At 69.8% G+C, this 21,005-nt stretch carries 19 protein-coding genes and 1 pseudogene; 15 read left to right on the forward strand and 5 right to left on the reverse strand.

What is annotated here, in order from left to right; all coding sequences use genetic code 11:
* Positions 1 to 47 precede the first annotated feature (47 nt).
* Genes ABZT17_RS10830 through ABZT17_RS10850 form a run of 5 tightly spaced genes read left to right on the forward strand, consistent with a single transcriptional unit; the run spans position 48 to position 6,469 of the window.
* Complete coding sequence (locus ABZT17_RS10830) at positions 48 to 2,063, forward strand: radical SAM protein (protein WP_356346504.1); 2,016 nt, start codon at positions 48 to 50, stop codon at positions 2,061 to 2,063.
* Complete coding sequence (locus ABZT17_RS10835; RefSeq protein WP_356346506.1) at positions 2,060 to 3,076, forward strand: DUF692 family multinuclear iron-containing protein; 1,017 nt, start codon at positions 2,060 to 2,062, stop codon at positions 3,074 to 3,076. The genes ABZT17_RS10830 and ABZT17_RS10835 overlap by 4 nt, the downstream gene beginning before the upstream one ends.
* Positions 3,073 to 3,855 carry a hypothetical protein gene (locus tag ABZT17_RS10840; RefSeq protein WP_356346509.1) on the forward strand — a complete coding sequence of 261 codons (783 nt, stop codon included), beginning with the start codon at positions 3,073 to 3,075 and terminating at the stop codon, positions 3,853 to 3,855. Before ABZT17_RS10835 ends, ABZT17_RS10840 begins: the two co-directional genes overlap by 4 nt.
* A gap of 17 nt (positions 3,856 to 3,872) precedes the next feature.
* Positions 3,873 to 5,825, forward strand: coding sequence for a RiPP maturation radical SAM C-methyltransferase (locus tag ABZT17_RS10845; RefSeq protein ID WP_356346511.1), 1,953 nt, complete (start codon positions 3,873 to 3,875; stop codon positions 5,823 to 5,825).
* Positions 5,822 to 6,469, forward strand: a complete 648-nt coding sequence (locus tag ABZT17_RS10850; RefSeq protein ID WP_356346513.1) for a DUF5825 family protein — start codon at positions 5,822 to 5,824, stop codon at positions 6,467 to 6,469. The genes ABZT17_RS10845 and ABZT17_RS10850 overlap by 4 nt, the downstream gene beginning before the upstream one ends.
* On the opposite strand, the gene ABZT17_RS10855 is transcribed toward ABZT17_RS10850, so the two are convergent.
* Complete coding sequence (locus ABZT17_RS10855; protein ID WP_356346515.1) at positions 6,434 to 7,207, reverse strand: Stf0 family sulfotransferase; 774 nt, start codon at positions 7,205 to 7,207, stop codon at positions 6,434 to 6,436. The two genes, ABZT17_RS10850 and ABZT17_RS10855, sit on opposite strands and share 36 nt — an antisense overlap.
* A gap of 314 nt (positions 7,208 to 7,521) precedes the next feature.
* On the opposite strand from ABZT17_RS10855, the gene ABZT17_RS10860 reads away from it, so the two are divergent.
* Positions 7,522 to 9,039 carry a sialidase family protein gene (locus ABZT17_RS10860; RefSeq protein ID WP_356346519.1) on the forward strand — a complete coding sequence of 506 codons (1,518 nt, stop codon included), beginning with the start codon at positions 7,522 to 7,524 and terminating at the stop codon, positions 9,037 to 9,039.
* 176 nt (positions 9,040 to 9,215) lie between these two features.
* On the opposite strand, the gene ABZT17_RS10865 is transcribed toward ABZT17_RS10860, so the two are convergent.
* Entirely contained in the window at positions 9,216 to 9,911 is a 696-nt protein-coding gene (locus ABZT17_RS10865) for a MerR family transcriptional regulator (protein WP_356346521.1), read from the reverse strand.
* 174 nt (positions 9,912 to 10,085) lie between these two features.
* On the opposite strand from ABZT17_RS10865, the gene ABZT17_RS10870 reads away from it, so the two are divergent.
* The 8 genes and pseudogenes from ABZT17_RS10870 to ABZT17_RS10905 all read left to right on the forward strand — a co-directional run bounded on the left by ABZT17_RS10870 (position 10,086) and on the right by ABZT17_RS10905 (position 18,003).
* Positions 10,086 to 10,700 carry a DUF6230 family protein gene (locus ABZT17_RS10870; protein WP_356346524.1) on the forward strand — a complete coding sequence of 205 codons (615 nt, stop codon included), beginning with the start codon at positions 10,086 to 10,088 and terminating at the stop codon, positions 10,698 to 10,700.
* Between the two features lie 44 nt (positions 10,701 to 10,744).
* The gene (locus ABZT17_RS10875; RefSeq protein ID WP_356346526.1) at positions 10,745 to 11,209 is read left to right on the forward strand and encodes a DUF6114 domain-containing protein; all 465 of its coding nucleotides are present in this window, start codon (positions 10,745 to 10,747) and stop codon (positions 11,207 to 11,209) included.
* Positions 11,202 to 12,392, forward strand: a complete 1,191-nt coding sequence (locus tag ABZT17_RS10880; RefSeq protein WP_356346529.1) for a hypothetical protein — start codon at positions 11,202 to 11,204, stop codon at positions 12,390 to 12,392. The genes ABZT17_RS10875 and ABZT17_RS10880 overlap by 8 nt, the downstream gene beginning before the upstream one ends.
* A gap of 10 nt (positions 12,393 to 12,402) precedes the next feature.
* A pseudogene (locus tag ABZT17_RS10885) lies at positions 12,403 to 12,630 on the forward strand (short-chain dehydrogenase); the annotation flags it as partial.
* Positions 12,631 to 13,056: 426 nt separating this feature from the next.
* Complete coding sequence (locus ABZT17_RS10890; RefSeq protein WP_356346532.1) at positions 13,057 to 14,808, forward strand: CocE/NonD family hydrolase; 1,752 nt, start codon at positions 13,057 to 13,059, stop codon at positions 14,806 to 14,808.
* Positions 14,805 to 16,448 (forward strand): AMP-binding protein, encoded by a 1,644-nt coding sequence (locus ABZT17_RS10895; protein ID WP_356346534.1) that lies wholly within the window; start codon positions 14,805 to 14,807, stop codon positions 16,446 to 16,448. Before ABZT17_RS10890 ends, ABZT17_RS10895 begins: the two co-directional genes overlap by 4 nt.
* Positions 16,445 to 17,248, forward strand: a complete 804-nt coding sequence (locus tag ABZT17_RS10900) for an enoyl-CoA hydratase/isomerase family protein (protein ID WP_356346536.1) — start codon at positions 16,445 to 16,447, stop codon at positions 17,246 to 17,248. Before ABZT17_RS10895 ends, ABZT17_RS10900 begins: the two co-directional genes overlap by 4 nt.
* Entirely contained in the window at positions 17,245 to 18,003 is a 759-nt protein-coding gene (locus ABZT17_RS10905) for an SDR family NAD(P)-dependent oxidoreductase (RefSeq protein WP_356346539.1), read from the forward strand. The genes ABZT17_RS10900 and ABZT17_RS10905 overlap by 4 nt, the downstream gene beginning before the upstream one ends.
* A 14-nt stretch (positions 18,004 to 18,017) precedes the next feature.
* On the opposite strand, the gene ABZT17_RS10910 is transcribed toward ABZT17_RS10905, so the two are convergent.
* Complete coding sequence (locus ABZT17_RS10910) at positions 18,018 to 18,356, reverse strand: helix-turn-helix domain-containing protein (RefSeq protein ID WP_356346541.1); 339 nt, start codon at positions 18,354 to 18,356, stop codon at positions 18,018 to 18,020.
* Between the two features lie 212 nt (positions 18,357 to 18,568).
* Between ABZT17_RS10910 and ABZT17_RS10915 the strand changes: the two genes are divergently transcribed.
* A complete protein-coding gene (locus ABZT17_RS10915) occupies positions 18,569 to 19,216 on the forward strand; it encodes a TetR/AcrR family transcriptional regulator (protein ID WP_356346543.1) in 648 nt (215 codons plus the stop codon).
* On the opposite strand, the gene ABZT17_RS10920 is transcribed toward ABZT17_RS10915, so the two are convergent.
* Positions 19,200 to 19,658 (reverse strand): ester cyclase, encoded by a 459-nt coding sequence (locus tag ABZT17_RS10920; protein WP_356346546.1) that lies wholly within the window; start codon positions 19,656 to 19,658, stop codon positions 19,200 to 19,202. The genes ABZT17_RS10915 and ABZT17_RS10920 overlap by 17 nt on opposite strands.
* Before the next feature lie 125 nt (positions 19,659 to 19,783).
* Complete coding sequence (locus ABZT17_RS10925; protein WP_356346549.1) at positions 19,784 to 20,881, reverse strand: NmrA family NAD(P)-binding protein; 1,098 nt, start codon at positions 20,879 to 20,881, stop codon at positions 19,784 to 19,786.
* Between the last annotated feature and the right edge of the window lie 124 nt (positions 20,882 to 21,005).

Raw genomic sequence — 21,005 nt, forward strand, 5'->3', positions numbered from 1 at the left:
AAGGCCAAGTTCGGACGGACGGGACCGGTGAGACGAGGAGGTGGGTCGTGCCGTCCAGCCCGTCGGCGGACCGCACCCGCACCGACGTCCTGTTGATCTTCCCGCCCCAGACCGAGGCCAGGTTCTTCCCGTATCTGAGCCTGCCGTACCTCACCGGCCACCTGCGGCGCCGGGGTCGGCGGGTTCACCAGGCCGACTTGAACATCGGCGTGCTCCACGAGCTGCTGCGCCATCCCGCGCTGCTGGACGACGCCGTCCGCGCCCAGAAAACGGGAACGGGCGACGACGGTACGGCCGTCAGCGACTGGTACCGCCGAGCCGTGGCCGACGTCTTCACCACGCACCTCGGCGAGGTGCGTGCGCATGTCCTGCACAAGGAGCCAGCCGGCGAGCTGGGCCCCGACCGCGCGGTCCGGCTCGCCACCCTGGCCCTCGAACTCCTGGTCCGCGGCACCTTCCTGGCACGGACCTGGGACGACCTCGACCGGCTCGACGACGCCGTACGCCGGGCCGCCGACCTGCCGCCCGCCGCGTCGGGCGTACCGGTCGGCTCGCTGCACCGACAGGTGACCGACTTGCTGGGCCGGCATCGCCCCCGGGTGGTCGGCCTGTCCGTGGCGTTCTTCAGCCAGCTCGCGCCCGCGCTGCTGATCGCCGCCTGGGTCCGGCGGCTGGCCCCGGACGCCCGGATCTGTCTGGGCGGACAGCAGGTGATGCTCCGTCACGACAGCCTCGCCCGACTGCCCGGAGTCCGGGAGACCGTCGACGCCCTGTGCCCGACCGCCGGGGAGGAACCCCTCGAACGCTGGCTGGACGCGCTGGACGGAACGATCCCTCTCGCCGCCGTGCCCGGCATGACCTGGCTGCCGCGTGCCGAGGCCGCACCGCGCACGGGTCCCGCGGTGACCCTGCGCTTCCGTGACCTGGGACCGCCCGACTTCACCGGCCTGCCGTTCGGCTCCTACCTCAACAACGCCCTGGAGCTCGCGATCGTCTCCTGTGTCGGCTGCTACTGGGGGCGGTGCGCGTTCTGCTCCTACGGCAACCGGTCGCTGCCGCACGGCGCGTATCAGCAGGGCACCGCGGACCAGATCGCCGACGCCGTGGAGGCCGTGGTCCGCGCCACGGGTACCCGGTACGTGTCCGTCGCGGACGAGAACACCAACCTGCGGCTGATCCTCAAGGCGATGCGCGCGGTACGCGAGCGCGGCATACGGATCCGCTTCGGCGTACGCAGCCGACTGGAACCCGCCCTGACCGAACCGGAGTTCTGCCATGCCCTCGCCGCGGCCGGCTGCGCGATGATCTCCGTCGGCTACGAGGGCACCTCCCAGCGCCTGCTGGACCGCATGGAACGGGGTGTACGCGCCGCCGACTACCAGCGCATCCTCGACAACCTCGCCGCGGCGGGCATCACCGTCCGGTTCACCGTGATGGGACAGGTCCTGGACGAGACGCCGGACGAGTTCGAGGCGTCCTTGCGCTTCCTCGTCGACAACGAGCGCCACATCGGCATCGACGCATTGGAACTGATGGTGGCGGAACCCGGCACCAGACTCGCGAACAGCCCCGAGGAGTACGGACTCACCCTCGACGCCTCGGACCGCCTCACGGGCAACCCCGAGCTGAGCTACCTGGCCGGCCGCCTCGGCCGCCCGCTGGCGGTCCACGGCGGCCCGACGCGCACCGAGGCCCTGGACCGCCTGGTGCGCATCTTCCGCACCGTCAGACCGGGCCGGACCACCCCCTCGGCACCCCAGCGCCCCGCCCCGGACCACCCTCGCCCACCGGCCGTCGCGGCCCTGCGCCCGCACCCCTGGGTACGCACCGTGCCGGCCATCGCCGACGACCGTACGGCAGACCGCCTCACCGTCGCCGACGTCGTCCGGGAACAGTTCTACGCACTCCCCCGCGCCGACGTGGAACAGCGCGCCGACGGCCTGCTCACGGCCCGCACCGACCGTGGCCGCCGACTGCTGGCCCGTCTGGCCGACGCGGCGGCCGGCAGCCCTCACCCGGCCCTCTCGGCCGCACCGGTACCTCCAGCCAGGAGCTCGACATGACGCAACCGCCGCTTACCGCACCCGGCGGCGCCCCTGCCGTCGCCGACCCGGAAGCCCCGAACAGGATGGGCCTCGGGGTGCTGATGGACATGCCGTGGGGCGGCGGACGCCTCGGCAGGCGCGGCATCGGATTCGTCGAGAGCGACGACGGCGGCGGAGACATCACCGACCGGGTCCGCGCCTTCCTGCACCGCCACGGCGGCGACTTCGCCTACGCGGCCCTCGCCTTCCAGCCACGCTCACGCGCCCGCGTCCGCACGGCCGACTACGAGCGCGCATACGACCGCTTCTTCGAGGCGCTGCCCGCCGGGACCGCCCGCGCCCTCCACCAGACCGAGCTGAACATGGGCACGCCCGAGCCCTACGACCGCCGCCCGGCCGCCGAGTTCACCAACGAACTGGCGGCCCGCTACGGCTTCTCCTGGGTGGTGGAGGACCTCGGCATCTGGAGCCTGCGCGGCATCCCGATGCCGTATCCGCTCCCGCCGCCGCTGACCGAGCCGGGCCTGGAGATCGCCACCCGGAACGTGGCCGAGGCGGCCCGGCTGCTCGATCCGCCGCTGCATGTCGAGTTCCCCGGCTTCACCGAGGGCGGCTCGTTCGTCCTGGGACACATGGACGCCTTCGCGTACTTCTCCCGCCTGGCCGAGGACGCCGACGTGTGGGTGACCCTCGACGTCGGCCATCTGCTCAGCTACCAGTGGCTGAGGGGACGTACCGGAGACAGGATGTACGACGGAATCGAGTCCCTGCCCCTCAGCCGCTGCCGGGAACTGCACCTGTCCGGCTGCCAGATCGTGGGCGGCAAGTTCCGCGATCTGCATCACGGCGTCCTGCTGGACGAGCAGGTGGAACTCGCCGCGTATCTGATGCCGCGCTGCCCCCACCTCCTCGGAGTGTCCTACGAGGACCCGATGTACCGGGAGGACGGACAGCTGGTCGAGAAGTCCCGGCGCAACTACGCACGGCTGCGGGACCTGGTCGCCGCCTGGCAGCGCGGGGAGGCGGTGTGAGCACGGTGGAGCCGGGCACGTCCCTGGACGGCGAGCGGCTGACCGAGCTGCTGATGCGGCTACTGCTGGACGCGGACCTGCGGGCCCGGCTCGCCGATGAGGGCGCCGAGGCCGTGGCGGCGGATCCGGGGGAACTGGAGTGCCTGGCCTCCGTCGACCTGACCGAGCTCGACACCACCGCGCGCCGGCTGCGCTCCCAGGTCTGGCGGCCCGGCAGCGGCGGCAGCCTCGCGACCACGTTCCCGCGCAGCCTGCGCCTGCTGCAGGACGCCGGTGCCACGGAGTCCGCCCTGCTCACGGGCTTCCTCAACTCGCCGCACTTCACCAGGTTCCGGCTCATCCCCTACACCGGCCCCGGGCTCTCGGTGGAGGAGGCGTTCGCCTGCCACCTGCTGGACGGCGCCGAGAACGCGACGCTGCGCGACACCGTGACCCACGAGCTGATGATCGCCCTGTTCACGGCGCTGACCTGCGAGCAACCGCTGTCGTTCGTGATCGAGGCCGAGGGAATCATCGGCACCGACCGCGGCCACGCCGCCCTGCGTAGGTATCGCACAGCGTCCGCGGCCGCCTGGGCAGCCACCCCGGCCGGGCGGCCCGGTGCCGGCGACACCGGGCACACCGCCACGGCGGAAGCAGTGCACTACGCGTACTTCGCCACGTCCGCCGGGCTGGCCCACGGCGTGGTGACCGAGCGGGTGGCGGCGGCCTTCGAGGCCGAAGCGACGGCCCGGCGCGAGACGGCACGGCGGGCACTGGCACGCCGTGGACTGTGGTGACGGGGAGAGGATGCGCCGTGCACATCGTCCTGGTGGACATGCCGTGGTCGTCGCTGGACGCGCCGTCCCTCGCCCTCGGCATCCTCAAACGCCGGATCCTCGACGTCTTCCCCGACGGCGCCGCCGACGTCGAAGTGGTGCACGCCAACCTCGACTTCGCGGACTGGGTGGCCGCCCGTACGGAATACAGCTTCGAGGAGTACGACTTCTGCGCGAGCTCGTACTTCTCCGGACACAGCGAATGGATCTTCTCGGCCGCGCTCAACGACCGGCCCAGCTGGCGGGTGGCGGAGTTCACCGAGCACTTCGGCGCGAAGCTGCCGCGGCACATGCTGGCCAAGGCGCGCGAACTGCACGGACTGGCGCCGCTGTTCATCCGGGAGACGGCCGCCAAGATCGCCGCGACGGCGCCGGACGTGGTGGGCTTCACCACGACGTTCGCACAGAACGCGGCGGCGCTCGCGGCGGCCCGGGTCGTCAAGGAACTAGCACCCGGCACCATCACGGTCTTCGGCGGCGCGAACTGCGACGGCCCGCAGGGCGCCGCGCTGCACCGCAACTTCCCCCAGGTCGACTTCGTGGTGCGCGGCGAGGGCGAGATCGCGTTCCCGCGACTGCTCGCCGCGCTCCGCGACGACGACAACGACGCCCTGGCCGCCATCCCCGGCCTGTGCCGCCGCGACCGGCACGGCAGGTCCGTGGCACATCCCATGAACGCGGCCCCGCTGCCCCCAGGAGCCCTCGTCACCCCCGACTACGGGGACTACTTCGAGCGGCATGCCGGATCCACGGCGGGCGGCTGGGTGGAGCCGCGGCTGGTGGTCGAGGCCTCACGCGGCTGCTGGTGGGGCGAGAAACACCACTGCACCTTCTGCGGCCTCAACGGCTCCTTCATGGAGTTCCGCAGCAAGGACCCCAGGCGGTTCGTGGAGGAGATCCTCGGCCTGGTCCGCCGCCACCGCGTCCTCGACGTGTGGGTCACCGACAACATCCTCGACATGGCCTACCTCACCTCCATGGCCCCGCTCCTCGAGGAGAGCGGATACGACCTGCGGCTGTGCTACGAGATCAAGTCGAACCTGCGGCGCGAGCAACTGGAAACGCTGTACGCGGCGGGCATCAGCTACGTACAGCCCGGCGTGGAGAGCCTCAGCAGCCGGGTGCTGAAGCTGATGGACAAGGGGGTGAGCGGCTGCCAGAACGTACGGCTGCTGCGGGACGCCGAGACCGTCGGCATCAACCTCAGCTGGAACTACCTCTACGGCTTCCCCGGGGAGAGCGAACAGGACTACGACGAGATCGTCGACCAGCTGCCCGCACTGCACCATCTCTCCCCGCCGGCCAACTCCACCCGGCTGAAGGTCGAGCGGTTCAGCCCCTACTTCGACCGGCCGGAACTGGGCTTCGGCGAACTGCGCCCCGCCTCGCACTACCACCACATCTACGACCTGCCCGAGGACGAACTCGCCGACCTGGTGTACATCTTCGACACACCGCACCAGGGCATCGCCGACGGCTGCGTCGACCGGCTGCGCACGGCCGTCGCGGACTGGACACGGGCGTACCCGCGCAGCCGCCTCACCCACTGCGACCTCGGCGAACACATCATCCTGGTCGACACCCGGCCGGGCTTCTCCTGGCATCTTCTCGACGTCACCGACCCGCTCGAAGTGACGGTGTTCCGGCTGCTCGACACGCCGCACACCCCGGCGGCACTGCTGCGCAAGACGGCGGCCCGGCTCGCGAACACACCGCGGCCGGCCGAGGCGGTCACACAGGAGCGCGTCGCCGACCTGCTGACGCGCTGGCGCAGACTCGGCCTGGTCTTCGCCGACGGCGGCCAATACGTCCAGGTCGCACCCGCCGTCGCCAACCAGGACCTGCTGCGGCTGGACGGCACGGGACTGCACGGGGACGGCACGGCGCTCGTTCCCGCCCTGGTGCGCCCGACCGGCGAGGGCGCCCGATGAAGCCGGCTCTGACCCTGTGGAAGGACCGCGATCCGGCGGCCATGCGACTGCCCGGCGTGCACTGCGGCACCCTGGAGGGCCCGCCGGAGAATCCCGTGCACACCGTCGGACAACTCGCCTCCCAGGGCGTCCAGTTCGTCCAGGTGCACCAGCCCGTGGACCTGACCGATCCGGACGGCACATCCGCGGTCGCCGTCCTGGTCCTCGTACGGGAACTCACCAGCCACGGCATCGCGGTGGACTGGACACTGCGCATGGACGACCCGGACCAGTGGCGCCCGCTGAGTCATCTGCACCCCCCGGCAGCCGTCCTGCACGGCTCCTCCGGCACGGAGAACGACGAACACGTGGTCGCCGCGTGGCGCGGCTCGTTCCACATCGCGAAGTGCGGCTACCGCCGCGGCCCGGGCTTCCTGGAGATCCGCGACCACCGCTGGGGCTCCTTCCGCCGCCTGGTCGTCCAGGACCCCGCCAGTACCGCGTTCCAAGGGCTGCTGGACGGCGTCCCGGCACTCGCGTCGGCGTCGACCGAGCGGGTCCTGCGCCGTCACCTGCACGAGAACCTGCTGCACCGCGCCGGACGCCACCTGTGGTGGACGCCGTACCGCCTACGCCGCTGGCCGCTCAGCACGACGATCCCGTAGGAACCTCTCGACCCACTGCTGCGTCAGCTCATCGGCCTGACGCCTGATCCCCGGAGCCGGCACCGACGCGGGCGCGTCGACCCCGAGGAAGTCGAGACAGCCCCGCAGGCCCTCCTCGTAGCGCGCGACCAGGTCCTCGTAGACGACGACATGCGGGACGACACCGTGCCGGTCGAAGTAGTCCTCCCAGGCGGCGGTGTCGCGATCGAGCAGTCGCAGATGCCGGCGGATGTCGTCGTAGCCGTACCGGGGAGCGACGCGCGCGCTCCCCTCCGGCTCCGGCAGATAGGTCCCGTCGAGGATCCAGACACCGGTCTGCTCGGCCATGGCGTACGACACGGCCTGCCGTAGCCGGTCCCCGCGCTGGATCCAGATGTACCGGGGTGCCTGGAGGATGTCGTACGGGTCGGCCTCCAGTCTCCCGAGGTGCCCCGCGTGGATCCGCAGCCCGAACACACCGTTGGGGCTGGTCCGGCACGCCATCAGCCGGCGCACATAGCCCTCCGCCAACTCCTGTGGATCGTCGGAGTCGAATCCCCAGCGCTCGAAGTAGTCGAGCACGAAGGCGTCGGCGAAGTAGTCCTCGGCGAAGCCCGCCAGCCCGGTGTGCCACAGGGCGCGGGCGAGCATGTTGCTGCCGCAGCGGGGGGTGGACGCGAGCACGTAACGGACCGGCGGCAGTCCGGTGAAGGGCGGGAAGTCGAACTCCGGGCCGTTGGTCCGATAGCGCAGCGCCATGACAACACTTTCGCGCCCCAAGCCATGCTTGTCACCGGCTCCTCAGTGTGCGACACGGCGGGACATCACGGCGAGCAACAGTCAAAGGCACGTCAATTCCCCGTGTTTCAGGAGGTGTTGCGCCAAAGAGGGATTGACATGCCCATGCTTGCGGCAGCAGAGTGTCGGCGTTCTGACGCACGTCCTGCACGATGTTCGGTCCGGCCGGGCTCCGCCCGCCCCCTCATGGAGCGGACGTGTACGAGGCATGCTCCCGTCTCCCTTCCGCGACGCACCGATGCCGGACGTGCCCCTTCTCGGAAAGGGAACGGATCATGTCCCTGAAATCACTGCTCCACCGCATGGCGAGACCCGGCCTGCTGACGGCGGGCCTGGCGGCCGGCACGCTGGTCCTGTCGACGGGCACCGCGACCGCCGCACCGGCCCTCACCCAGATCAGCTCCGACCCGTACACCAACTCCACCAGCCAGCACGCCACCGAGGTCGAGCCGGACACCTTCTCCTACGGCTCCACGATCGTCTCCGCCTTCCAGGTCGGCCGGTTCACCGACGGCGGAGGCTCGAACGTCGGCTTCGCGACCTCCAAGGACGGCGGCGCCACCTGGACCAAGGGATTCCTGCCGGGCATCACCACCCAGGCGGGCGGCACCTTCCAACGGGTCAGCGACGCCTCGGTGGCCTACGACGCCAAACACAGCGTCTGGCTGATCTCCAGCATCCCCATCACCTCGTCCGTCACCGTGCCCGAGGTGTTCACCAGCCGCTCCACCGACGGCGGACTGACCTGGAGCAACCCCGTGGTCACCGCGACCGGTTCGAGCCTCGACAAGAACTGGATCGTCTGCGACAACACCGCGAGCAGCGCCTTCTACGGCAACTGCTACACCGAGTACGACAACAACGGCGACAGCGACCGCATCAAGATGACCACCTCCTCCGACGGAGGCCTCACCTGGGGTGCGTCGAAGAACACCGGCAACAGCGCCACCGGCCTGGGCGGCCAGCCCGTCGTCCAGCCCAACGGCACCGTGGTCGTCCCGATCGCCAACGCCTCCGAGACCGCCATCCGCGCCTTCACCTCCACCAACGGCGGCAGCTCCTGGACCAACGCCACCACCGTGGCGACCGTCAGCACCTTCACCGTCCGCGGCAGCCTGCGCAGCGGCCCGCTGCCCTCCGCCGAGATCGACGCCGCCGGCAAGGTGTACGTCGTCTGGCAGGACTGCCGGTTCCGGGCGAGCGGGGGCTCCTGCACCTCCAACGACATCGTGATGGCGACCTCCACCAACGGCACCACCTGGTCCTCGGTGACCCGCATCCCGATCGACGCGACGACCAGCACCGTCGACCACTTCATCCCCGGGCTCGCGGTCGATCCGGCCACCTCGGGCAGCACGGCGCACCTGGCGCTGGCGTACTACTACCACCCGGTGGCCAACTGCACCGCCTCCACCTGCCAGTTGGACGTCGGCTACGTCTCCTCGACCAACGGCGGCAGCACCTGGACCGCGCCGACCCAGCTGGCCGGCCCGATGAGCCACTCCTGGCTGGCGAGCACCACCCAGGGAACCATGGTCGGCGACTACATCTCCACGTCCTTCTCCGGCGGAACGGCTTATCCCGTCTTCGCCGTGGCCTCGGCACCCAGCGGGTCGGTCTTCAACGAGGCGATGTACGCACCGGCATCGGGCCTGACCGCGGCCGCCGGCACCGCCCCCGTCACGACGGCCACCGTCCGCGACAACATCTTCTCGGCCCGCCTCGCCGCGATCGCCTACGCCCAGTGGCTCGCCAACGGCGGCACGGAGGGCGGCGGCGAGGACAGCCCCTGAGCCCCTGCCCCGTAGCACCCTCGGTGTGGCCGGCGGCCTGCCACCGGCCACACCGCTGACACCGTGACGGGTTCACCTCTCCTGTGAAGTGGCCGCCTGGCCGCAGGCAGTTGGGCGAAGGCCCGGTCCTGCTGCTTCTGCCGTACACGGCCGGCCGAAACGGCAGGCGGCCGTCTTCACGTCTCGCCGGGACCTTCTCCCCGCCCGCACGCACGGCGGTCATGGCGACGATGGTTCGCGTCCTCCTGTGCCAGGCGCCGCAGGAGTCGGACCACCGGCTCGAACAGTACGGTGAGGACTACCGCCCGCTCGGCCAGGGCGATACGGTCCTCGATCCCTTCGAACTGCGCGAAGTCGAGGTCCGCGGTGGCGCTGGCGAGCCGTGCGTAGGGGATGAGGTCGTCCGCCGAGTAGTCCGTACCGAGACGGGTCAGCGCCGCGAGACTCTCGGCGAGTGCGGGGCGGTGCGGTGACACGTCGGAGATCTGCCAGCCCATGTCCTCGATCAGGGCCTCGACCCTCGCGGCGGCGCCACAGGACACCTCCTCGCCGGCGACGTCCTGCCGTTCCGTGTCCTTCTCGTCGTGCGTCTCCGCCGAAGGGACGGGCAGGGCGTGATGAACGACGCCCAGGGTCTCGAAGGCGTCCAGCGGACGGTCGACGGCTTCCAGCACTTCTCGGGTACGGGCAACGGACAGCCCACCGAGCTGGATGAGCGAACGGATCAGACGGAGCCGCTGGATGTGCTCGTCGTCGTACTCGACGGTGGTGGGGTTCAGCGCCCGCCCCTCGGGGAGCAACCCCTCCCGGCGGTAGTACTTGATGGTCGCCACCGGCACCCCGGACCGCCGGCTGAGCTCTGAAATCCTCATGCGCTCCCTCACGCTCAACTGTCCCTCCCAGTATCGCGTTACCGGGGGTTGCCCCACCGGGCCCGATAGTGCCACTATCAGGCACTCGATAGCAGCACTATCGAGTTCCTTCCGGTGTGCCTTCTCCGCACCCGGCCGCTCACCTCGCATGCCTCGACAACGGAGGGCCCACGCATGTCCCAGCGCATCGGCAAGACCCACTGGAAGCGTTTCGCCATCGGTGCGGTGCCGACGGCGGCCGCCACGGCCGCGGTCGCCGTCTCGATGGCCCAGGGCGCGCTGGCCGCTTCGTTCAGCATCTCCGGTTCCGACTTCAAGGTCTCGGCCGGCTCTCTGAGCGGCAGCGGATTCGCCAACTACGCGACGGTGGACGTCGCCAAGAACGGCAAGCACATACCCGTCACCGTCTCGGCCCTCGAGAACGCGAAGATCACCGACATGTGCCAGTCCGTGCCGGTGGACATTCCCGTGCTCGGGACCTACACGATGACGCTCAAGGCCGGCGGCGAGGGCACCGCCGTCAAGGCCAAGGACCTCTACATCGACATGACCGACCTACAGGCCAAGTCCGGCACCTTCCACAACGTCGACATCGGCGTCGCCACCGGCTCCATCACCAAGGGCCAGGTCAACCCCAAGGATCACGTCGACCCCGACGGTTACGCCCAGCAGGCGGACTCGATCGAGATCATCGACGCCCACCAGAAGGTCTGGGCCACCTCCGCCGGGACGTTCGAACTGGCCGGCCTGCACATGAACATCGCGGCCGGCCGCCACGACTGCTTCTGACCCGCTCCCCCTCCCCCGCCCCTCCACGATCCGGGAGCCTCCCCATGACCAGTGCCGGCGCCTCCGCGCACCCCCACAGCGGCAACGGCTTCGCCGGGGCCCGCCAGGCCTTCCGGGCCTGGCGTCGCACCCGCCCCTTCTGGGCGGGCCTCCTGGTGCTCCTCGCCGCCGCGCCGATCATCTACTTCCCGTACTTCAATCTCTCCCTGGGCACGCTGTCCGTGGCGATGTCCACCACCGCGGGAGCGGGATCGCTGATCATCGGGTTGACGCTGATCGTCCTCGGGGGGCTCCTGTGGTTCCAGCCGATCATCAGGTTCTTCGCCGGTTGCGTCGCCATCTTCCTCGGTGTGCTGTCACTTCCCATCTCCAACTTCGGAGGCTTCCTGCTCGGCGCGTTGTTCGCGGCCACGGGCGGCCTCCTGGCTCTGGCGTGGGGACCGGTGGACGCAGATGCGGACACACCCGACGGCGCACTCGGCTCGGAGGGAGAGCCCGGGAATGGCTGACCAGACACCCACACCCGACATCTGCCAGGAGGCGGCGGAAGTCCGCTTCGTACGGCCACCGAAGGGCCGACACGCCATTCCTCGGACATCCGCGCTGATTCGTCTGCGCCTGCCGCTCGGGAAGGCTCTCGCACTCACCGCGCTGCCCGCCGCTCTGGTCCTGGGAAGTCAGCGTCCGGCCGCCGACACCAGCGCCACCGCCGCGCATTCCGTTCCCGAGGAGGCGGCCGGCGGCGGCGCCGACTGCGCCCGCCGCGACGAGCCGTCGCCCTCTGCCGCGCCGCCGACCCCGACCACCGCTCCCAGCACACCCGACTCCCCCGGGAGCGGCACATCCGTCACCCCGCCGGACCACATCGCCGGCGGGGAAACGAGCCGCGCCCCGGCGCCGTCCCACGCGCCGAGCACGAGCGCCGCCCCCACCGGCCTCCTCGACTCCCTCCTCGAGCCCCTCCTCGGCGGCGACACCGAGCGCAGGAGTCCGGCACCCGAGGTCAGCCCCTCACCCGAGTCGGCCGACTCGGCCGCTCCGACGCCGACGGTGGCCCCACACCTTCCGTCCTCACACCTTTCGTCCCCACCGTCCGCGCCCCGCACATCGCCGTCTCCCGGCGACCGAACGACCACTCCCCCGCCCCGCCCCACGACCACCACGGAGGCGATCCGCACCTGCGACCTCAGCGATCTCAAGGCCCCCGAAGACACGAGCGCCGGTCGATTCGCGGCCGAGGCATGGAACATGAAGGGCAGCCGCCTCCACCTGCGTGACGTCGTCTTCGGCGGCGTGGTGACCGTGGACACGGCCGCCGGCCCCAAGCGGGTGCTCAAGTTCTCCGCGGCCGGTGTCACGATCCGCGACCTGCGGATGTCCGTACCCGTCGGCCCGCAGATCCAGCACATCGATGGAGCACCGGGCTCGACGTCCACGCTGCGAGGCGACCACATCACCATGTACGTCGAGAGCCTGACGGGCACCCTCTCCGGCGCCGAGGGAATCCCCCTGCCTCCCGTCCTCCGCCTCCGTCTCACGCCCGACACCGTCCCGGAATGGCTCTACGACACGGTCGGGAAGCTCGGCCTCAAACTCCAACTCGGCCTGGACGACGTCGACATCGACCAGGCCGGACAGACAGGCGGAGATCTCACCATCCCAGGGATCCACGGATACGGAACGACACCCTGACGCAACCTCCATCGGCAAGGCCCTGGTGGAAGGGTTGTACGTGCGCGATGCGGCCAAGGTCTACGCCTCGGCCCACGCCCCGCGTACAGTGACGCACCCCGACGCGGTCCCGGTGACCCTGGAGGTCACCGACCCGGGGGCCGCCCTGTGGTCGCAGACCAGCTCCCTGCGCCTGGAGCTCCAACGGCGCGGCACCGCCGTCACCGGACTGCACATCGGGTACGCCGACACCGACCTGGTGGGCCATGACTGAGGCTGCCGGACCACGAACGTCGTCCTGCTGGACAGCCGTCACTGGCCGCAACTGCACCAACCACAGGAACTCCCCGCGGCACTGACAGGGCACTGGCCAGCTGGGCCGAATGCCCCGCCCGGGGCGACCACGGAAGGCCGGCCCGAGTCGGCGAAGGTGTCCCTGATCGCCTGGACGACCGCCCGCTCGGTACGGCTGGACTCCTTGAGGCCTGCCCAGTGGTGCGTGTTCGCGACAGACCACGCCGTCGGCCGCCGCATGCGAGGCGGCAACCGACAGCCCACCGCGCACCCCTCAGACGCCGCAGTCAGCAACCCATGGGTAATTGACAGGGTACGAACGTACCTCGTAACGTACCCGCATACGTACCCACACCCTGGCAACGCCACTGCGGCTCAACGAGGAGCACAGATGCAGCAGCACCTATTCGACATAGACGTCCGGGTTCCGATGCGCGACGGCGTGGCCCTCGCCGCCAACGTGTGGCGTCCGGCCGAGGGCAAGGTCCCGGCGCTGCTCGTGCGCCTGCCGTACAGCAAGGACGGTCTTCTGGCCGTCGGTCTTGCCCTCATGCCCGACACCCAGACTCTGCTGGAGGCCGGTTACGCGGTGATCGTGCAGGACTGCCGGGGCACCTACCGCTCGGAGGGCGAGTTCGTGCCGCACATGGCGGACCGGCACGACGGCGAGGACACCGTCGCCTGGATCACCGAGCAACCCTGGTCCGACGGCACGGTGGGCATGTACGGCGGGTCCTACCTCGGAATGGTCCAGTGGGAGACCGCCGTTACCGGGGCCCCCGGTCTCAAGGCGATCGCACCGGCCGTCACCTCGATCGACAACTACGAGGCACCCTGGTACGGCCCCGGCGGTGCGCTCTCGCTGAGCCTGGTCACGCTGTGGAACGCCATGATGTATGCGGCGGACGCGCAGCGGTCCCTGACTCTCGGCGAGGACACCGCGTTTCACCTGCAGCAGCTCGGTCAGGCGGTGCTGTCCCACGAGTCCCTCAACGACGTACTGCCGACGGCTGAGCTCCCGGTCCTTGCGGCGTACGGGAAATGGTGGGACGACTGGATGGCCCACCCCTCCCACGACGCGTACTGGGACGCCATGGAGCTCACGCCCGAACTCAAGAACGTCACCGTCCCGGCGCTGAACATCGGTGGCTGGTACGACCTCTACATCGGGCAGACCCTGCGCACCTACACCACCGCCCGCCAGAAGGCCGGCAGTGCGCAGGCCCGTGAGGGGCAGCGGCTGATCATCGGCCCGTGGGATCACCTGTCCACGAGTGGCGTCTATCCCGACCGCTCCTTCGGCCCGCGGGCCGACGCCCAGATGATGGGCCTGACCGGCCTGCATGTGAAGTTCTTCGACCGCTGGCTGCGCGGCGACACCACCGCCCTGGACGGTGTGGCGCCGGTGAAGATCTTCGTCATGGGCATCGACCAGTGGCGCGACGAGCAGGCCTGGCCGCTGCCCGACACGCAGTGGACCGACTACCACCTCATGAGCACCGGTCACGCCAACACCGCGGACGGCGACGGCGTGTTGACCACCCAGGCCCCGGCAGACACCGGGCACGAGACCTACCTCTACGACCCGCGCCGCCCGGTCCCCTCGGCCGGCGGGGCGTCCATGCCCACGACCCCGGGGTTCTGCGGCCCGGTCGACCAGCGCACGGTCGCCGCCCGCGACGACGTCCTGTGCTTCGCAACTCCCGTACTCGACAAGGCCGTCGAGGTCACCGGCCCCGTCAGCCTGACCCTCTACGTCTCCTCGACGGCCGTGGACACCGACTTCACCGCCAAACTCGTCGACGTCTTCCCCGACGGCAAGGCGATCAACCTGTGCGACGGGATCCTGCGCACCCGCTACCGGGGCGGCCTGGCCACCGAGGAGTTCATGGAGCCCGGGGCGGTCTACGAGATCACCGTCGACATGACCGGCACCTCCAATGTGTTCCTGCCCGGTCACCGCATCCGGGTGGATGTCTCCAGCAGCAACTTCCCGCGCTACGACCGCAACACGAACACCGGCGGCGTCATCGCTCATGAGAGCGAGGAGCAGATGATCCCCGCGATCAACCACATCCACCACGGGCCCAACCACCCCAGCCGCCTGGTGCTGCCGATCATCGACCGCAAGGACCAGGCATGAGCGCCGCCGACCGCGTCGCCGAGCTGACCGCGACCTTCGCGGCCCCTTACCTGGACGTGGCCCACCTGCTGTGCGACCGGCACCCCGCCGACCGCACGGCGTTCAGCGTCGTCGACAGCGACGGCAAGGCGTCCACGCTGACCTTCGGCGAGCTTGCCGAGGGCTCGCACCGCTGCGCCCGGGCGCTCCAGGACCTCGGCGTCGGTCCGGGCGACCGGGTGGCGACCCTGATGGGCAAGAGCACCGACCTGGTCACCCTCATCCTCGCGATCTGGCGGCTCGGCGCGGTCTACGTCCCGCTGTTCACCGCGTTCGCACCCCAGGCCATCGCCCTGCGGCTGGAGGGCGCGGGTGCGCACGTCGTGGTCGTCGACCCCGACCAGCGTCACAAACTCGACCCCGGCCCCGACATGCCGGACGACCCCCAGCGCCGGATCGTCGTCACCGGACCCGGCACGTCACGCGGTGACCTGTCGCTGGCCGATCTCGTCGCGGCCGCCTCACCCGAGCCGCTGCCCGCCGTCACCACCAGCGGGGACGGGCCCCTGGTGCACATGTTCACCTCCGGCACCACCGGCAAGCCCAAGGGCGTCATCCACCCCGTCTCCTACATCGCGGGCTGGCAGATCTACCTGGAGTACGCACTCGGTGTCTCCCGCGACAGCGTCTACTGGTGCGCCGCCGACCCCGGCTGGGCCTACGGCCTGTACTCCGCCATCGTCGCCCCGCTGGCCGCCGGCATTCCCAGCCTGCTGCTGTCCGGAGGGTTCTCCGCCGAGACGACCTGGCGCACCCTCCTCGACCACCAGGTCACCGACTTCACCGCCGCCCCCACCGTGTACCGGGGACTGCGCTCCTCGTCGGTGCCGGTGCCCGAGGGGCTGCGGCTTGAGCGGGCGTCCAGCGCGGGCGAGCCTCTGACCCCCGAGGTCAACGAGTGGGCCGGCAGCGTGCTCGGTCTCGCCGTGCACGACCACTTCGGCCAGACCGAGGTCGGCATGCCCCTGGCCAACCACCACCATCCCGAACTCGCCCGTCCTCTCAAACCGGGTTCGATGGGCCGGCCGGTGCCCGGCTGGAGCCTCACCGTCCTGGTCGACGAGAAGGACGAGCCCGCCGGACCGGGCGTACTCGGCCGGGTCGCGATCGACGTCGCGGCGAGCCCGCTGATGACCTTCCGCGACTACCAGATCCCCGGGCAGAGCGCTTCCAAGTTCACCCCCGACGGCCGCTGGTACCTCACCGGCGACGCCGGGCGCGTCGACGCCGACGGTGACTTCTTCTTCTCCTCCCGCGACGACGACGTCATCATCATGGCCGGTTACCGGATCGGCCCGTTCGAGATCGAGAGCGTGCTCGCCCAGCATCCCGCGGTCGCCGAATGCAGCGTGATCGGCGCACCCGATGACGTCCGCGGCGAGGTCATCGAGGCGTACGTCGTCCTCCGCGACGGTGGCGAGGGCTCACCGGAACTGGCCACCGAGCTCCAGCAGTTGGTCAAGACCCGGTACGCCGCCCACGCCTACCCACGCTCCATCCACTTCATCGACGCGCTGCCCAAGACCCCCAGCGGCAAGACCCAGCGCTATCTGCTGCGCAAACGCCGACGCGCCGAACTCACCACCCCGGAGTCCCCTTGACCGGCACGGAACGTCTCCTGTCCGAACCTCTGCTCGTCGAGCAACGCGGCCCCGTCCGATGGCTGTCGCTCAACCGCCCCGAGCGACGCAACGCCCTCGACACCACCCTCGTAGAAGCCCTGGACCAGCAGATCACCAGCGCCGAGGCCGACCCCGGCACAGCGGTCGTCGCCGTGGCCGGCAAAGGGCCTAGCTTCTGCGCCGGCGGGGACTTCCACCAGTTCCTGGAGCTCCACGACGCGGGCCACAACCCGGTCGACTTCCTGACCGACGTCTCGGCCTGCTTCAACCGCATCGCGGCCAGCCCCAAACCCTGGGTCGCCGTGCTGCACGGTCACGCCGTCGCCGGGGGCCTCGAACTCGCACTGGCCTGTGATGTAGTGGTCGCCGCCGACACCACGCTGATCGGCGACGGCCACCTCAACCGGCGCCTGGTGCCCGCCGGCGGATCGAGCGTACGGCTGCCCGGCGCGGTCGGCCGGGGCCTGTCCCGCCGGCTCCTGCTCACCGGCGAACTGCTGCCCGCCACCGCCTTCGAGAGCACCGGCTGGATCCACTCGATCGTGCCCGAGGCCGACCTCGAAACCACCGCCACCCGTATCTGCCACCAGCTGGCCGACCGCCACAGCCCTGCCCAGCAACGCCTCAAGGCACTGCTGCACCGGATCGACGGCATGGCCCCCGAACAGGCCCTGCGCGAGGAACTGGCCACCTTCGCCGACAACTGGTCGGCGAGCTCGGTGGCCGACGCCCTGCGGGACTTCCTCACCCCCCACACCACGAAAGCAGGCAACAGGTGAATCGCTACCAGGGACGAGTCGTCGCCATCACCGGAGCCGCACAAGGTCTCGGCCTCGCCATGGCAACGCGGTTCGCCGCGGAAGGCGCCGCGGTCGCGCTGGCCGACGTCAATGAAGAGGCCCTCACCGACGCCGCGAAGACCATCACCGACGCCCACGACGCGAGGCTCCGCACCGACGTGGTGGACGTGACCGACTCGGCCCGGGTCAACTCCTGGATCGACGGCGTCACGGCCGGACTCGGTCGGCTCGACGTGCTGGTCAACAACGCCGGGATCATCCGCGACAACCGCGTCGAGGACATCACGGACGAGGACTGGCACGCGGTCGTCAACGTCAGCCTCACCGGCGGCTTCCACTGCGCCCGCGCCGCGTTCGGCCCGATGAAACGCCAGGGCTACGGCCGTATCGTCAGCTTCTCCTCGATGTCCTGGCGCGGGAACTTCGGCCAGACCAACTACGTGGCCGCCAAGGCGGGCATCGTCGGCATGACCCGCACCCTCGCCCTCGAGGGCGCCCGCCACGGCATCACCGCCAACGCCATCGCCCCCGGCCTCATCGAGACCCCCATGCTCGCCTCCATGAACGGCCCCGCACGCGACAAGCTCACCCACAAGATCCCCATGCGGCACACCGGCAGGCCCGAGGACATCGCCGAAGCCGCGGCCTTCCTCGCCAGCGAGGCCGCCGGCTACATCACCGGCGTCGTCCTGGACGTGGACGGCGGCATCTCCATCGGCTCCTCGATCCGGTAACGCCGCCTCGACGGTCAGGCCGTGACCGTCGACTCGCCGTCGGGGACCGTCACGGCCCAGGCGGCCATGGTGTCGAGGACGGCGCGCAGACCTTCGCCCAGGGGCGTGAGCCGGTACTCCACCCGCGGGGGGATCTCCGCGTAGGCGGTGCGGACGACGATGCCATGCCTCTCGAACTGGCGCAGCCGACTGGTCAGGGTGTGCGGGCTGATGCCGGGCAGGGCGTCGCGCAGCTGCGTGAAGCGGTGGGGTCCACGCAGGAGCTCGCGCACGATGAGGGTGGCCCACGGCCCGTCGAGCAGCGTGATGAAACGGGCGACACCGCACTCGGGCAGGCTGGATTCAGCGGACATCTTTTGATGGTAGCCCATTAGTGCAGTTGATGTAGCCGATGCAGTGACTGCACTAATACACCGACCCTTGACGCGAGCACTGTCGTGGACGATCCCCGCCCGGGCGGTCGACCGGGTACGTCAGCCGGTACGCTGGTACCCATTCGGTCGGCTTCCCGGCCGACGACCGACCGTTCCTTTCCGGCGGAGACGACTCATGGGAGGCTGCCGCGGTGACGGCCACGACCGACTCGCGCGACCGACGCCCGCGCCGAACGGCACGCAGGCGGGTCGTCGACACACGTCGACGGGACGAACTGCTGCGCCAAGCCGAGGCGATCATCCTGGCCGAGGGCTTCACGGCAGTGACCATGGACGAGCTCACCCAGCGGCTGGGATGTTCCAAGGCGACGCTGTACAGTCTCGCCCCCACGAAGGAACAGCTCGTCCTGACGGTCACCCGGACCTTCTTCAGGGATGCGACAGCCGAGATCGAGCAGGCGGTCCAGGCCGAGCCTGATCCACGGGAGCGCATCCGCGTCTACCTCACCGGTGTCGGCACAGCCATGCGCCGGCATTCTCACGCCTTCTACGACGACATGGTCGGCTACGAGCCGACGGCACAGATCTACCGCAAGAACTCAGCCGCCGCGGCGCACCGGGTCCACGAACTGATCGAGGAGGGCGTACGGACTGGTGTCTTCCGCGCGATCAACGGGCACTTCGCCGCCCAGGTCGTGGCGGTGACCATCGACGCGGTGCAGTCGGGGGCCCTCCTGGAGAGCACCGGACTGACCGCCGGCGACGCCTTCTCCGAACTCGGAGACCTCCTCCTGGGCGGGCTCAGCGCGGGAGGAACCGCGACTACGCACCGCCGCTGATCTGCTGGGTGAGCTTGAGCAGTTCTTCGACGTGGTAGATCTCGGTGATCTTGCCGTCGACGACGCGCATGATGTCCTGGCCGTTGATGTCGACCGGGTTGCCGCTGGCGGCGAACCCGAAGGCGTCTCCGGTGTGGACCGCGGTCATCCGCCAGTGGAGGACCACCCAGCCGCCGGGAAGCTCCTGCTGGAAGAGAATCCGGTGCTGTGTGTCGGTGAATCCGTCACGGACCGCGGCGATCGACGCGCGCATGCCGTCAATGCCCGAGGCGACGCCGGTGGCGGGGTTGTGATCGATCACGTCCGGGGCGAACACCTCGTCCGCGCCGTCGACGTCGCCGGTGTCGTACAGTTCCAGCTCGCGCGCGGCGACCCGGAGCGCGGTGCTCGTGGCCGAGCGGACCATCTCGCTCGAGGTGTTGGCTGTGGTGATCGCGGTCATGGGGTCCTCCACGGTGGGGGGTGCGGGCTGAGGAGGGCTACGGTTCCCGCGCGGGACCAGTTCCTTCAAATGCACTAATGGGGAACCGTCGAGTGATCTCGAGCACACCGTGGGGCACGGTCCGTCTACAGCTTGCCGGTCCTGAAATCCGCGCTGCTCTTGAGGACCGCGGAGTCCACGGTCCAGTTCTCCGGCTGGACCCTTTCCCAGAGGCTTCCCGTGCCGGATTCCCTGCCCAGCTGATCCTCCCGGCGGAACCACTCCTCGGCGGTCCGGATCCTGTTGGGGTGGATTTCGTCGAGCAGGGCGTAGTCCCTGGTGATGATCCCGTGCTTCCACACGTTCCAGAAGCCGGTGAAATTGTCCCGGAAGCTCATGGTGCTCTTGTCGTCGGGGTCGGCGTTGTATCCGGCAGGATGATCGGCGATGTTCTTCAGGTCCGGACCGTTCCAGTAGGTGTCCAGGTCGGTGTCGATGTACCGCGCCGGGTGTCCGGTGACCTTTTCGAACGCTGCGGCCATGTCGTCATACGTCATGTGCTCGATGGCGACTTCGAGGTCCATGCCGTTCGCTCGTTCGGGGTTGTCGAACAGCCAGCGGACATAGAAGCCGCAGTCGTCCAGAGCGACGTGGGGGACGGCTCCATCGCCGAGCGGGACTCGCCAGGTGACGACGCCGTCCTCGACCGAGGGCGTCATGGGCGTGAGCGGCGAGATCACCATCTCGATATAGGGGCCGGACGTGAAGACCGCCGCTCCCATCCGGTCCCTGTTCTTCTCGTTCTGGAACAGCACCCATTCGGCCATCCGGCCCTTGCCGTCATAGTGGCCGGTGCGGAACCTGGAGTCGTAGCCCGATTTCTTGAGGGCGTAGTCGAGATTGCCGTAGACGAAGAACTTGATTCCCTCCTCGATCGCGATCTCGTAGGTGCGGATGGCCCAGTAGGTCTCGGCTTTCTCCCCTGTGTTGAACCCGTCGATGTTGATGAACGCCCCGTCACAGCCGCGGAATCCTTCGCGCAGTACGTCCTCGTCGGCGAACGTGCCTTCGAGGACGGAGACATTCCCCAGCGCGACGAGCGCCTGAGCGCGCGGGGAGTTGGCGTCGCGGGTGAGGAGTTTGACGGAGTACTTCTTGTCGGCGACCAGAGCGCGCACGATCGGGATTCCTTGGGCCCCTGTGCCGCCTATGACGAAGATGGTGGAGGTGGCGTGGGAAGACATGGTGCTTGACTCCTGGGTTGTGTGCGCGAGTGTGGAAAACGTTCGAAAGACGTTCAGCGTCGACATGGGCGCCTGGGAGGACCGGAGCGGCTCGGTTGACCGCCCGGCTTTCCGTGCCCTCGCG

The organism is Streptomyces sp. NPDC005648, assembly GCF_040605395.1.
Lineage (GTDB): Bacteria > Actinomycetota > Actinomycetes > Streptomycetales > Streptomycetaceae > Streptomyces.

Excerpts from the sequence above, each read along its gene's own strand:
- ABZT17_RS10835 (WP_356346506.1), top strand. The coding sequence starts at position 2,060 with ATGACGCAACCGCCGCTTACCGCACCCGGCGGCGCCCCTGCCGTCGCC.
- ABZT17_RS10850 (WP_356346513.1), top strand. The coding sequence starts at position 5,822 with ATGAAGCCGGCTCTGACCCTGTGGAAGGACCGCGATCCGGCGGCCATG.
- ABZT17_RS10855 (WP_356346515.1), bottom strand. The coding sequence starts at position 7,207 with ATGGCGCTGCGCTATCGGACCAACGGCCCGGAGTTCGACTTCCCGCCC.
- ABZT17_RS10860 (WP_356346519.1), top strand. The coding sequence starts at position 7,522 with ATGTCCCTGAAATCACTGCTCCACCGCATGGCGAGACCCGGCCTGCTG.
- ABZT17_RS10865 (WP_356346521.1), bottom strand. The coding sequence starts at position 9,911 with ATGAGGATTTCAGAGCTCAGCCGGCGGTCCGGGGTGCCGGTGGCGACC.
- ABZT17_RS10870 (WP_356346524.1), top strand. The coding sequence starts at position 10,086 with ATGTCCCAGCGCATCGGCAAGACCCACTGGAAGCGTTTCGCCATCGGT.
- ABZT17_RS10875 (WP_356346526.1), top strand. The coding sequence starts at position 10,745 with ATGACCAGTGCCGGCGCCTCCGCGCACCCCCACAGCGGCAACGGCTTC.
- ABZT17_RS10880 (WP_356346529.1), top strand. The coding sequence starts at position 11,202 with ATGGCTGACCAGACACCCACACCCGACATCTGCCAGGAGGCGGCGGAA.
- ABZT17_RS10890 (WP_356346532.1), top strand. The coding sequence starts at position 13,057 with ATGCAGCAGCACCTATTCGACATAGACGTCCGGGTTCCGATGCGCGAC.
- ABZT17_RS10895 (WP_356346534.1), top strand. The coding sequence starts at position 14,805 with ATGAGCGCCGCCGACCGCGTCGCCGAGCTGACCGCGACCTTCGCGGCC.
- ABZT17_RS10910 (WP_356346541.1), bottom strand. The coding sequence starts at position 18,356 with ATGTCCGCTGAATCCAGCCTGCCCGAGTGCGGTGTCGCCCGTTTCATC.
- ABZT17_RS10920 (WP_356346546.1), bottom strand. The coding sequence starts at position 19,658 with ATGACCGCGATCACCACAGCCAACACCTCGAGCGAGATGGTCCGCTCG.
- ABZT17_RS10925 (WP_356346549.1), bottom strand. The coding sequence starts at position 20,881 with ATGTCTTCCCACGCCACCTCCACCATCTTCGTCATAGGCGGCACAGGG.